The sequence below is a fragment of the Mesorhizobium sp. M0292 genome, assembly GCF_040321695.1.
In the GTDB taxonomy this organism is placed as follows: Bacteria; Pseudomonadota; Alphaproteobacteria; order Rhizobiales; family Rhizobiaceae; genus Mesorhizobium.
Genome location: NZ_JAMYSB010000006.1, coordinates 286,519 through 299,198 on the forward strand (window position 1 = coordinate 286,519; position 12,680 = coordinate 299,198).

Annotated in this window: 12 protein-coding genes; 2 read left to right on the forward strand and 10 right to left on the reverse strand. The window is 63.4% G+C overall.

From position 1 onward, the window contains the following. Positions 1 to 135: 135 nt before the first annotated feature. Together NKI96_RS12515 and dhaL are read left to right on the forward strand one after the other, a co-directional pair. Positions 136 to 1,143, forward strand: coding sequence for a dihydroxyacetone kinase subunit DhaK (locus NKI96_RS12515; RefSeq protein ID WP_023667709.1), 1,008 nt, complete (start codon positions 136 to 138; stop codon positions 1,141 to 1,143). A 24-nt stretch (positions 1,144 to 1,167) separates the two neighbouring features. After that, positions 1,168 to 1,809 carry a dihydroxyacetone kinase subunit DhaL gene (gene dhaL / locus NKI96_RS12520; protein ID WP_352595559.1) on the forward strand — a complete coding sequence of 214 codons (642 nt, stop codon included), beginning with the start codon at positions 1,168 to 1,170 and terminating at the stop codon, positions 1,807 to 1,809. Positions 1,810 to 1,824: 15 nt separating this feature from the next. Here dhaL and derI read toward each other — a convergent pair whose 3' ends face one another. The 10 genes from derI to NKI96_RS12570 all read right to left on the reverse strand — a co-directional run bounded on the left by derI (position 1,825) and on the right by NKI96_RS12570 (position 12,625). After that, entirely contained in the window at positions 1,825 to 2,262 is a 438-nt protein-coding gene (derI, locus tag NKI96_RS12525; protein WP_023672592.1) for a D-erythrulose-4-phosphate isomerase, read from the reverse strand. A gap of 26 nt (positions 2,263 to 2,288) precedes the next feature. After that, the gene (locus NKI96_RS12530) at positions 2,289 to 3,056 is read right to left on the reverse strand and encodes a triose-phosphate isomerase (protein WP_023672593.1); all 768 of its coding nucleotides are present in this window, start codon (positions 3,054 to 3,056) and stop codon (positions 2,289 to 2,291) included. A gap of 76 nt (positions 3,057 to 3,132) precedes the next feature. After that, positions 3,133 to 4,071 carry a sugar phosphate isomerase/epimerase family protein gene (locus NKI96_RS12535; protein WP_023710712.1) on the reverse strand — a complete coding sequence of 313 codons (939 nt, stop codon included), beginning with the start codon at positions 4,069 to 4,071 and terminating at the stop codon, positions 3,133 to 3,135. After that, positions 4,071 to 5,588 carry a glycerol-3-phosphate dehydrogenase gene (locus NKI96_RS12540; RefSeq protein WP_023672595.1) on the reverse strand — a complete coding sequence of 506 codons (1,518 nt, stop codon included), beginning with the start codon at positions 5,586 to 5,588 and terminating at the stop codon, positions 4,071 to 4,073. Before NKI96_RS12540 ends, NKI96_RS12535 begins: the two co-directional genes overlap by 1 nt. Further along, a complete protein-coding gene (locus NKI96_RS12545) occupies positions 5,585 to 7,144 on the reverse strand; it encodes an FGGY-family carbohydrate kinase (protein WP_023672596.1) in 1,560 nt (519 codons plus the stop codon). The genes NKI96_RS12540 and NKI96_RS12545 overlap by 4 nt, the downstream gene beginning before the upstream one ends. A gap of 111 nt (positions 7,145 to 7,255) precedes the next feature. Next, complete coding sequence (locus tag NKI96_RS12550) at positions 7,256 to 8,197, reverse strand: D-ribose ABC transporter substrate-binding protein (RefSeq protein ID WP_081726801.1); 942 nt, start codon at positions 8,195 to 8,197, stop codon at positions 7,256 to 7,258. Positions 8,198 to 8,236: 39 nt separating this feature from the next. After that, a complete protein-coding gene (locus NKI96_RS12555; RefSeq protein WP_023672598.1) occupies positions 8,237 to 9,370 on the reverse strand; it encodes an ABC transporter permease in 1,134 nt (377 codons plus the stop codon). A gap of 25 nt (positions 9,371 to 9,395) precedes the next feature. After that, a complete protein-coding gene (locus tag NKI96_RS12560; RefSeq protein WP_352804609.1) occupies positions 9,396 to 10,934 on the reverse strand; it encodes a sugar ABC transporter ATP-binding protein in 1,539 nt (512 codons plus the stop codon). Next, positions 10,931 to 11,578, reverse strand: a complete 648-nt coding sequence (locus NKI96_RS12565; RefSeq protein WP_023672600.1) for a DUF2291 family protein — start codon at positions 11,576 to 11,578, stop codon at positions 10,931 to 10,933. The genes NKI96_RS12560 and NKI96_RS12565 overlap by 4 nt, the downstream gene beginning before the upstream one ends. Positions 11,579 to 11,611: 33 nt before the next feature. Beyond that, complete coding sequence (locus NKI96_RS12570) at positions 11,612 to 12,625, reverse strand: sugar-binding transcriptional regulator (protein WP_023672601.1); 1,014 nt, start codon at positions 12,623 to 12,625, stop codon at positions 11,612 to 11,614. Positions 12,626 to 12,680: the final 55 nt, after the last annotated feature.

A 12,680-nucleotide genomic window follows, 5' to 3' on the forward strand; every position in this document is an offset into this window, starting at 1 on the left:
TTCTGCCAGAACGGCTGGTAACAGCTACGAAGCCGATCGAGGCAGTTTGGTGGGCATCGCGCCCCTGCCCTCGCCCGAAGGCAGCCTGATAACGCCCGGTATCACCTATGAAAATACCAAATCGGGAGGACGTTGGTGCAAACCAAGAAGATCATCAATGACGGCAATCGGGCCGTCGACGAGATGCTGGAAGGCATCCTGGCTGCGCATCCCCGCCATCTCAAAGCCGTTGACGGAAGCCCGCGCTCGATCATCGCCCGCGATGGACCGCGCCAAGGCAAGGTAGGCCTCGTCATTGGTGGCGGCTCGGGCCACGAGCCGAGTTTTCTCGGCTTCGTCGGCAAGGGGCTGGCCGACGCGGCGGCGATCGGCAATGTCTTCGCCTCTCCGCCGCCCGACCCGATCCTCGAATGCGCCAAGGCGGCGAGCGGCGGCGCCGGTGTGCTGTTCATGTACGGCAACTATGCCGGCGACGTCATGAATTTCGACATGGCGGCCGAGATGGCCGCGATGGACGACATCGAGGTGCGCACGGTGCTGAGCACCGACGACGTCGCTTCCGCGCCCGTTGGTGACAGGCACAAGCGGCGCGGTGTCGCAGGGAACTTCTTCATCTTCAAGGCGGCAGGCGCCGCCTGCGACCGCATGTTGTCTTTCGATGAATGCGAACGCATTGCCGGGAAAGCCAACGACCACACCTTTACCATGGGCGTCGCATTGGCGCCCTGTTCGTTGCCGCAAACCCGCCGGCCGAATTTCGAAATCGGACCCGACGAGATGGAGATCGGCATGGGCATCCATGGCGAACCCGGCATCGCACGCGGAAAACTCAAAACGGCCGACGAGATCACCGACGAAATGTTGGACAGGATTCTCGCCGAGATGGCGCCGGCACGCGGCGAGAAGGTCGCCGTGCTGGTCAATTCGCTGGGTTCGACACCGCTGATGGAACTCTACATCATGAACCGGCGCGTGAAGCAGCGGCTTGACGATATCGGTGTATCCATTCACGCAAGCTGGGTCGGCAATTACTGCACCTCGCTCGAAATGGCCGGCGCTTCGATCACGCTGCACCACCTCGACGACGAGTTGCAAACGATGCTCGACCACCCTTGCGACTGCGCCATGTTTCGCGCCGGGTAAACTGGGGACGGCAAGGAACAACAGATGACAACAATCGACACCACCCGCCTTGCCGCGATGTTCGTTGCCATCACCGACGCCATGTCAGCCGACCGGGACCGGTTGTGCGCGCTTGACGGGGTGATCGGCGATGCCGACCACGGCATTGCCATGGAGTTGGGATTTGCCGCGGCACGCGACGCGGTGGCCGTATTGGACGACGGGACCACCGATCCGACCATCTTGCTGAACACGGCGGCGAAGTCGTTCCTCAACGCCGTCGGCGCCTCCTCGGGCCCGCTCTATGCCACGGCATTCATGCGCGGCGCGGCCGCCGTCAAGGGCAAGGCGACGCTCGACGACGCCGACGCGGTCGCTATGTTCCAAGCGATGGCCAGAGGCATTCAGGATCGCGGCAAGGCCGAGCCTGGGGAAAAGACGATGATCGATGCGTGGGCGCCGGCCGCGACGGCTGCGGGCGAGGCACTGGCCGCCGGCAAGGGGCTGGCCGGCAGCCTCGCGGCTGCAGCCGAGGCGGCAAAGGCCGGCGCGGAGGCGACCAAGGCGATGATCGCCACCAAGGGCCGGGCCTCCCGCCTCGGCGAACGCTCGCTTGGCCATATGGATCCAGGCGCGGCGTCCGCCGTAACCGTCATCGAGGCGATGCGGATCGCCTTGACCGGCTAGGTCGGGAGCGGATCCTCAGCGCTTCGCGTCGAGCTTGTCGACAGCCTGCACGTTGGCGGCAGAGGGACCGTTCGGATCGAACTCCGAGGCCAGCCAGGCGTCGGCGATCGATTTGGCCAGTTCGGGGCCGATGACGCGCGCACCCATGGTGATGATCTGGGCATTGTTGGATTTCGCAGCGCGTTCCGCCGAATAGGTGTCGTGGGTTAGCGCGGCACGGATTCCGGGCACCTTGTTGGCCGAGATGCTGACGCCGATGCCGGTGCCGCAAAACAGGATGGCGCGGTCGTAATTGCCGTCGACAATTTCGTGGCCGACCGCAGCGGCAATATCGGCGTAGAATCCGGCCTGGCTGAGATCGACGACCTGCAGTTCTGGCTTGGTGGCGAGATGCTTGGCGATGACATCGAGCAGCGGCTTGCCGGCGCTGTCGGCTCCGAGTGCGATCTTCATGGCAATGAACTCCTTCGTTTTCGTGGTCAGCGCGCGATGGCGGCCGACGCCTTTTTGAGAATGTCGATATAGTCTTCCGCTTGCCATGCCGAGCGGCCGATGAACAGCCCATCGATACGCGGCTGGCCAATCAGTTCAGCCGCGTTGCCGGGATTGACGCTGCCGCCGTAGAGCACAAGCGGGGCGGTCGGCAACCGGGTTGCTGCGACCTGCTTGATCAGCGCCTGCTGCTTGTCGGCATAGTCGGCGCTGGCCGGAATGCCTTTCTCGCCGATCGCCCACACCGGTTCATAGGCAAAGAGTATCTCTGCCGACAACTCATTGTTTGCGAGACCCTGCAGCGCGCCCAAGACCTGCGCGGTCAGAATTTCGTCGGCGCGGCCGCCCTCGCGCTCGGCCAGCGTCTCGCCGACACAGATCAGCGGCACAAAGCCGTGCCTGACCGCCGCCGCCGTTTTCAGTCCTACGGTCCTGTCCGTCTCACCAAAATGCTCGCGGCGTTCGCTATGGCCTAGTTCGATCAGGTCGAGCCCGCAATCCCTTAGCATCACCGGCGAAATCTCGCCCGTCCAGGCACCGGCATCGGCCCAATGCATGTTCTGGGCGCCAACCTTGACGCGGGTGTTGGCGAGCGCCGCCTTGACCTGCCGCACCGCGGTGAAGGGCGGAATGACGAAAGGCTGTATCGCCGGATCGAAGCCGGGCACGAAGGCAGCCAATGCCTCGGCGAACTGCAGCGCCTCCGCCAGCGTCTTGTTCATCTTCCAGCTCGTGCCGACCCAATATGGGGCCATTCTTCTCTCCTTCGATCCGAAATTCGAATGATGCGTGTTTCCGGGTCTGCGCCGGCCTTCGGGCCGGCGGTTTGCCTCAAGCGCGAGGCTTGAGACTTTCGCGGCCGCTGTCGATGTAAGGCGCCCAGAAATCCACCGACTCACGGATCATTGCAATAACCTGATGATCGACCGGTTCCCTCTCCCGGAAGGAAAGTTCAAGGCAGATTTCATTGTCGGTTCCGCCACCCGCCCGCACGGCGTCGAGCAGCTTCTGCGGGATGATGCGGCCATCCTTGTTGTAGGCGGCGGTGAACGGCCAGTGCCCGCCCTTGTTCATCGACGATTGCTTGATGTGGATGATCGGCGATTGCAACGGGAACGCTTTCGCCCAGGCATAGGGATCAGTGTCGTCAGGATTGGGCGAGGTCACGTCGCCATGGTCGATGTCGACCATCATCTGCATCGGGATCGGCAGCTTGGCCGCATCGATGGCGCCCTGCAATTCGACGCAGCTTTCGATCGTGTGGCCAAACTCGCGGCCGACCGACATCGGTTCCCAGAAAAGGTAGGTCAGGCCCGCCGCCTTGGCGTGCTCGGCCACTTCGCGCCAGCATTCGAGCGCGATGTCGAGAAGCGCCGCGCGCCGCTGCGGATCGTCAAAATCCTTGTAGGTGAATATGGCGAACTGCGTGCCCATGCCCGACGCGCCGAGTTCGGCGGAGATGTCGGCGAAGGTCTTGAACCAATCGACATAATAGCGGCGCACATCCGCGTCCGGATGGCCGAAATGATTGAGCCGGCCATAGGGACCGGTCATACCCGAAGTGATCCGCACGCCGGTCCGCGCCAGGGCGCTGTTGAACAGGCGAACGAACTTGGCGATCGTTGCCGCCGGCCAGCCCGGATTGACGAATTCATGCGTCAGTTGCACGTCGCGGATGCCGATGCCATAGGCAATGGCGTCGATCAGATCGTCGGGATCGGCGAAGCGATTGACCAGCGGGTTGGTGTTCAGCGAAAGCGTGAAGGCCATCAGTTCACCGCCGCCATTGTCTTTGTGCACCAGTCTTCGAATGTTTTCCGCTCGGCCGCATTGATATGCAGCCCGTGTTTGGTCCGGCGTTCGAGAACGTCGGCGGCGGTCATCGCCCATTCGGTCTCGAACAGGAAGACAGCTTCGAGCTCATAGAAATCCGGGCCGAAACGACGGCCGAGATCGGCTTCGCCTTTTACGCCTTTCAGCAAGGCGCGCGTGCGCGTGCCGTAGCTGCGGGCATAGTGCTTCACCAGCGACGGGCTAAGCCACGAAAACTCGGCGTGCAGATCGCCCAGGAACTGCTCGAAATCCGCGTTGGGCAGGTCGCCTCCCGGCAGGGGAATTTTGGCTGTCCAGGCCTTCTTCATGGTCGGAAAGAAGGGCTGGATCTTTTCCAGCGCATGTTCGGACAGTTTGCGGAAGGTGGTGATCTTGCCGCCGAACACAGAAAGCAGCGGCGCGCCACCGTTCGGGGCGTCGAGTTCGAAGATGTAGTCGCGCGTCACCGCGCTCGGGTTGTCGGCATTGTCGTCATAGAGCGGCCGCACGCCCGAGAAACTGTAGACCACGTCCTGCGCGGTGAGTTGGCGCTTGAAGTAGCGGTTGACCACCTTGATCAGATAATCGATTTCGCTGGCTTCGGCCGCCACTAGCTCAGGCCTGCCTTCATAGGGTATGTCGGTGGTGCCGATCAGCGCCAGATCGTTCTCATACGGATTGACGAAAATCACCCGCTTGTCGTTGTTCTGGATCAGATAGGCCTGCCGTCCCTCCCAGAATTTTGGCACGACGATATGGCTTCCTTTTACCAGGCGAACGTTGCGGGTGGAATTCTGTCCGGCGACGCGGCTGACGATGTCATTCACCCATGGCCCGGCCGCGTTGACCAACCCGCGTGCGCGGACCCTCGTCACAGCGCCCGTGCGGCCGTCCTGCATGTCGATCGACCACAGGCCGTCTTCGCGCCAGGCAGCAATACAGGCAGTGCGAGTGAAGACTTTTGCGCCGCGCTGACTGGCATCGAGCGCATTGAGCAGCACCAGCCTGGCGTCATCGACCCAGCAGTCGGAATATTCGAAGCCACGCTTGAATTCGTCCCTGATCGGCGCCCCTTCCGGCGCCGTTCTCAGGTTCAGTGTCCTCGTTCCCGGCAGCCGCTTGCGGCCGCCAAGATGGTCGTAGAGAAACAGCCCGAGCCGCACCAGCCATGCCGGCCGGTCCTCGGGGCTGTGCGGCAGCACGAAACGCATTGGCCAGATGATGTGCGGCGCCGCCTCAAGCAGCACCTCGCGCTCGATCAGCGCTTCGCGCACCAGCCGGAACTCGTAATATTCGAGATAGCGCAGGCCGCCATGCACCAGCTTGCCGGAACGCGAGCTGGTGCCTTGCGCCAGATCGTCCTTCTCGCACAGGATGACCGACAGCCCGCGACCCGCGGCATCGCGCGCTATGCCGGCGCCGTTGACGCCACCGCCGATCACGAAGAGATCGACAATATCCGTTGTATCGCTCAAGACTTAGCTCCTGTGCGGTGCGCCATCGATTTCCACACCGGATGCAGCGCCTGACGCGCCGCGACAAAAGACGGAAACAGCGCATCGTAGGTTTGCGAAAGCGCCTCGTCATAGGCGTCGCATTCGCCCAGAAGCGGCGTCACCCATTCGGCGCAGCAATCATCCATCGAGCGATAAAAGCCGAGCCCGACCGCGGCCATCATCGCCGCACCCGCGGCACCTGCTTCTTGGCGGCTGCTGGTTCTGACCTGCGCGCGGGTTGCCGCGGCGATAATACGGCGCAGCGACGGACTGCGCGCCGCGCCGCCAGACAGGCGGATCTCGCTGGGCATGCTGCCCATGGCCTGGTAGCAATCGCGGGCCGCGAAGGCCAATCCCTCGAGAACGGCGCGCGCCAGATCGCCAAAACCGTGCTTGACCGAGAGGCCGATGAAGCCCGCGCGTGCGTCGGGGTCAACGAACGGTCCGCGTTCGCCGGCGAGCGAGATATAGGGCTGATAGACCAGCGATCCCGGCTCCGATCCTTCGACCCAGACATCGAGCGCTTTCAGCAGCTCGTCGCGCGAAGGTTTTGCGCCGCTGGCGGTCAGCACGTCGCGCGCCAGGCCAAGCAGCCAGTCGATGTTGAGCGTCGCCGCCATATTGGATTGCAGCTGCGCATAGGCGCCCGGAACCGGCATGGCGATCGTGTAGCCGGAGGCATTGTCGTTGAGGACGACATCATCAGGAGTGCGCGCTAGGCGTGTGTGGATGCCGGTCGAGCCGATGACCGTGCAGCCGACATTGCCGCTTGGATCATAGAGGCCGGCGCCGAGCGCGGTGCTGACCATGTCGACGTAGCCCAGCACCACCGGCGTGCCCGCAAGCAGGCCGGTCTCGCCTGCTGCCGACGCAGAAAGCGGATGATGGTCGGTCGTGCCTTCGAGCATGGGGGGCAGCAGGCGGCGGTGCGACGTCAGATCCAGAATGTCGAGCACCTCGTCGGAATAGCTGCGCGCGCGGAAATCGCCGAAGGTGAATGTTCCCTCCGAAGGATCGGTGGCGCGCTCGCCGGTCATCTTGAAATAGAGCCAGTCCTTGCAGTGAAAGGCAGTGGCGGCGCGCTCCAGGATTTCCGGGCTGTTTTTCTTCAGCCAGCTGAGCTGAGCGCCCTGCTGGCAGGCGTTGAGCCCGGTGCCGGTGATCTCGAACCGCGTGCGATCCCGGGGATCGCCGCGCATCTCGTCCACCAGATGTCCGGCGCGCGCATCGAGCCAGAGCCACGCGCGCCCGACCGGCATGCCGTCGCCATCGATCAGCCAGGTGCCGTCGCCCTGCCCGGTGACCGCGACGGCCGCGGTTCGCCGCGCGAGGTCTGGAATTTTCGTCGCCAGATCGAGAACGGTCAGCACCATGTCGCGCCAGGTCTGATTAAGGTCCTGTTCGGCGCCGCCGCCTTCCAGCGTGACGAAGCTGTTGGTCACCGATGCCATGGCGAGCTGCCGCCCCGATAGATCGAAAGCGACCGATTTGATCACGGACGTTCCCGCGTCGATCCCGATCAGCAGGTCTTTCATGCCGCAAGTTCCGGATGGTTATGAAGGCAAGTCACAAGGAGCAGTCTTTGTTGTCTCGAAGCCATGGAAGAGCCAGGGAGTGTCCGCGAAGGACACCCCCTGAGCAGGTTTTTATTCCGACAGCACGAAGGGTGCGGTGTACTTGTCCACATTGTCCTTGGTGATGAGCAGGCAATCGAACAGTTGCTTCTCGCTGGTGGCGCCGGTAGCGCCCGTCTTGATGAACGAGTCGGCCTGCTGCACGGCCTTGGCCGAGAAGATGGCCACCGGCTGAAGCACGGTGTACTGCAGTTCGCCGGACTTGATGGCCGCAACCGCATCCGGGGAGCCGTCAAAGCCGCCGACCTTGATGCCGGCGAGCTTGCCGGCTTCCTTCAGCGCCGCAACCGCGCCAAGCGCCATTTCGTCGTTGCCGCTGATCACCGCGATGATGTCGGGATTGGCCTGCAGCATGCTCTGCATCTTGTCGTGTCCCTGGGTACGATCCCAGTTGGCGACCTGCGAAGCGGCCTTTTCGAGATCCGGATACTGGCTCAGCACAGTCGCGTAGCCGTTCGAGCGCGTGGCGGCGTTGTTGTCCGAGGGGGCGCCGAGCAGTTCGACATACTTGCCCTTTTCACCGACCGCCTGCACCCACTGCTGGGCGCCGAGAGCCGCACCCTGGGCGTTGTTGGAGACGAGCTGTCCCTTGGCAAGACCTTCCTGGTTGATCTCGGCATTGACGAGGAAAACCGGGATGTTGGCGGCAATCGCCTTCTTCACCGCGCCGACCGAACCATCGGCATTGGCCGGGTCGAGGATGATCGCCACCGACTTGTTGGTGATGGCGGTGTCGATCAGATTGCTTTCGGTATTGGTGTCGCCCTTGTGGGCGGCGACGTTGGCTGTATAGCCAAGCTTTTCGGCTTCGGCCTTGGCGACGTTGCCTTCGGTCAGCCAGTAGGGGTTGGCCGGATCGTTGACGATGATCGAGATCAGGCCCGCGGCCGATGCGGCTGCGCTAAACCCGACCACCATCGCGGCGGCAAGCAAACTTCTAAGCACGATTTTCATGTACATTCCTCCAATGATTTTACGCGGTCTTGCTGCCAGTCAGCTGGCAGTCTTCCCTTGGGCAGGATTGGCCGGTTCGGCCTTCCCCCGTTTCTGAGAAGTCGGTTGGCCGCCCGTCGAAGCTGGAAGCTTGCTACGGCGGCGATACTGAACGGCATTGAGGAGCACGGCGAGCACGATGACGGCGCCGGTGAACACTGTCTGCCAGTAGGATGAGATGCCGATGATCACCAGACCATCGGATAGGAAGCCGATGACGAAGGCTCCGAGCAAGGTGCCGCGAATGTTGCCGCGCCCGCCGGTGAGTGCGGCGCCGCCGATGACCACGGCGGCGATGGCCGTCAGTTCGTAGGTGGTGCCGGCGGTCGGCCCGGCCGAGGTCAGCTGCGAGGACAGGATCAGGCCGGCAATGGCGGCGCAGATGCCCGACAGCACATAGACCGAAATCTGCACGGTCTTGACCGGAACGCCGGAGAGTTCGGCGGCGCGCTCATTGCCGCCCGAGGCGTAGAGCCAGCGTCCAAAGGCGGTGCGGTTCAGGACGATGCTGCCGATCAGCGCGATAACCGCCAGCACCACCACGCCGGTCGGCACGCCGAACAGGCGGTTGAAGCCGAGAGCATCGAAACCGGTGTTGCCCAACTCCGGCTTGCCGCCGAGATTGTTGTAGGTCAGGCCGCTGGTCATCAGCAGTGCCAGGCCGCGCGCCATGTACATGACGCCGAGCGTGGCGACGAAGGCCGGAACCTTGAACCGCGCGATCAGCACGCCGTTGATAAGCCCGACGGCCGCACCCAGCATGCAGGCCAGCACCGCGACCATCCAGACCGGCGGGTAGAGAACGACGCCCAGCCAGGTCAGCGTCACGCCCTGCATCAGAAACCCAGCGACGACGCCGGCAAGCCCGAGCGTCGACCCCACCGACAGGTCGATGCCGCCATTGAGGATGACCAGCAGCATGCCGACGGCGAGAATCCCGAAGATGGCGACATGCGAGGCCATGGTCAGGAAATTCGCCACCGAGAGGTAATAGGGCGACAGGATCGAGAAGACGACAATGATGACGATCAGGGCAAAGAAGGCCCGGCCTTCGAGCAGCAGCTTGGCCACGTCGAAGCCCTCGCCGCCCGCATTGGGGCTGGACTGTTTGCTGGCCTGGCTGACATCGCTCATGGGTCGGGGCTCCGAAATTCTATGGTCAGGCGACCACGGCTTCGCCGGAGGCGGCCATGATCTGCTCTTTGGTGGCGTTGGCGCCGAATTCGGCTGAAATCTTGCCGCGCCGCATCACGACGATGCGATGGGCGATGCTGAGGCACTCATTGACCTCCGAGGTCGAGAAGACGACCGCCAGGCCTTGCGCGGCACGCTCGCTGAGCAAGCGAAAGACTTCGGCCTTGGCGCCGACATCGATGCCGCGGCTCGGCTCGTCGAGAAGGATGACCTTGGGATCTGTCGTCAGCATCTTGCCGATGACGACCTTCTGCTGGTTGCCGCCCGACAGCGATCCGATCATGGCGTTGCCGCCCGCGGTCTTGATGGTCACCTTGCGGATCGAATCGTCGATCAGTGCGCGTTCCCTCGGCCGGGAGAGGAACAGGCCTTTCGCGAACGCCTCGATGCTGGCAAGCGACAGATTGCGGCCGACGGTCATGGTCTGAACCAGGCCGTCGCGCTGGCGATCCTCGGGGACCAGAACCAGACCTCGGGCGATGCGCTGGGCAATGGTCAGCCCCGAAACGTCCTCACCCTCCAGCAGCGCCCGCCCGCCCGCCATGGGCACACGGCCGGCGACGGCCTCCAGCAATTCCGTGCGGCCCGCGCCCATCAGCCCATAGATGCAGACGATCTCGCCCGCTTTGACATCCAGCGACAGATGATCGACGACGTAGCCTGAACCCGAAGCGTCGGTGACGCTGACATCCTCGATCGACAGCGCGACCTCACCAAACGCATGGCCGGTCGGCGGCGAGCCGAGGTCGAAATTCTCACCCACCATGTTGCGGACGATCCATTCGAGGTCGATGTCCTTGGCTTCGGCCGTCGCCGTGATCGCCCCGTCACGCAGCACGACGGCGTAGTCGGTGACCTGCAGCGCCTCTTCGAGGTGATGCGAGATGTAGACGATGGAGACACCGCGGCTGGTCAGATCGCGGATCACCTTGAACAGCACTTCGACCTCCGTGGCGCTCAGCGCGGAGGTCGGCTCGTCCATAATCAGGATGCGGCTGTCGACCGATAGCGCGCGTGCGATCTCGACGATCTGCTGCTGCCCCAGGCGCAGGTCCTCCACCAAGGTCATCGGATCGATGTCTTCTTCGAGGTCGGCCATCAGCGCCCGCGCTTGGCGCGACTCCTCGGCGAAGTCGAGGCCGGTTCTGGTGCGCAGTTCGCGGCCCATGAAGATGTTGTCGCGAACGCTCAGATTCGGCGCCAGGCTGAGCTCCTGGTGGATGATCGAAATGCCGCGGTCGCGCGCGTCCGAAGACGAGGAAAAGCTGACGAGATTGCCGTCGAGCACGATGTCGCCGGATGTCGGCGTGACCACGCCGGACAGGATCTTCATCAGCGTCGACTTGCCGGCGCCATTCTCTCCGAACAGGGTGGTGACCTTGCCGCGATGGATGTCGAAGTTGACGCCCTTGAGCGCGTGGACGCCGCCATACGACATGACGACATTGCGCGCCGAAAGCACGGCATCGCCAGTCGCGGGTTCTGTGCCGGCAGCCATTGTCATTTGACGTCCAGCCTCACCGGCGTGACCAGCCAGCTCTTCGGATTGACCAGCTTGAAGACGCCGACCACCGCTATTGTCTTGCCGGTCAAGTCACTGGTATCGACTTTCGCCAGCACCTCCTTCTTCATCTCGTTGTTCAGCGCCGAGCCGGCGTCCTGATACTCGATCTGGTTGGTGAACTGACCAAAGGTGATCTTGCCGGTGGCGTCGCGAAGCTCGGTGCCGTTGATCGCCGGCCCAGTCTGTACGCGGACGGTCAACGTGTCCGGCAAACCGTCGACCGCGACCTTGTAGATGCCCGATTTTCCCTCGCCGACGACGCCGGTGAACTTGACCGAGATGACCGGTCCGACTCCCGCCGGCACGCCATATTCCTTTTCGGCCGTCGCCCTGTCCTTGGCGATCGCCGTTGCCACTGTTGCGGCGTCGGCGGCACGCGCTTCGACATCGGCCTGCACCTTGGGAAATTCAGACTTGCCGTAGTCGGCGGCCGAAAACACCGCGTTGCGAACATCGCCGGCAGAGCCGATCTTGATCACCTTGGTATCGAGCGCCATGGCGCCGAGCAGAACCACAACCGCAGCGCCGGCAAGCACCCGGCGCAGGCCGGGCGAAGCTTGCCGGGCGGTGGCCTTCGCGCTCATGATGCAACCACCAGCGGTGCGGATTGTCCGTTGTCACGCATTCGAAGTTCCTCCGTTCACGCAGCGCTTCGCGGTCCCGGCTGCATCGTCGAGCTCGACCAGCGCGCGGGCCGTGCATTCGTCGGTGATCAGGCCGCTGAGATAACGGCTTTCGAGTACTGCCTTGATGGCGCGCACCTTCACCTTGCCGCCGGCGACGGCAACGATCCTGCGGCCCTTCAACTGATCGCGCGGAAGCGCCAGTATTCTTTCCGACAGCGCCGTTTCGACCGGACGCCCCTTGTCGTCGAAGAAATGCGCCAGCAATTCACCAACGCCGCCGTCACGCTTGACCTCGTCGATTTCGGAAGGCTCGATCATGCCGGTGGCGACCAGCGACGCCTCCCGCTCGGCCGTGCCTATTCCGACGAACATCAGGTCGGACCGGCTGGCGAGAGCGAACACATCGCTGATGCCGCGCTGGCCAAGCAGCACTTCGCGGTCCTCGGCGGTATTGGCGACAAAAGGCACCGGCATGACGAAAGCCTGCGCGCCGGTCCGCTCTGCCAGGCGATGCATGACGTCGTGCGGGTTGGCGGCGAATTTGCGCGTCACGCCGCCAAGCAGCGAGACGAAACGGATGTGAGCAGCAGTTGCGCGCGTCAGATATTCGACGCTGGCGGCAAGCGTGCGGCCATGGCCGACGCCGATCAGCATGTCTTCGCCGCGATCGATTTCGCGCTTCAGGAACTGGGCGCCGGCAATGCCCAGCCCCTTGAGCGGCAGTTCGTCCTGATCGAGATCGGGAACCACCTCGCAATAGTGGAGCCCATAGGCGGCGATCAGGCGCTGTTCCAGGTCGACGCATTCGGCGACGTCGCCGTCGATGAAGACCCTGACCAGACCTTCCTGGTTGGCCTTGGTGATCAGCCTATGCGCCTTGAGGCTGGTCAGGCCAAGCCGCTTGGCCACCTGGGCCTGGGTCAGACCACCGGCATAGTGCAGCCAGGCCGCGCGCGTGGCGAGGCTGGATTCATGGTCGCGGTTTGCGCTTCCGCCGGAATTCAAGCCATCCCCTCCCCAGGGTGATAATATTATCTTTGTGTGCAAAAATTTTCATACC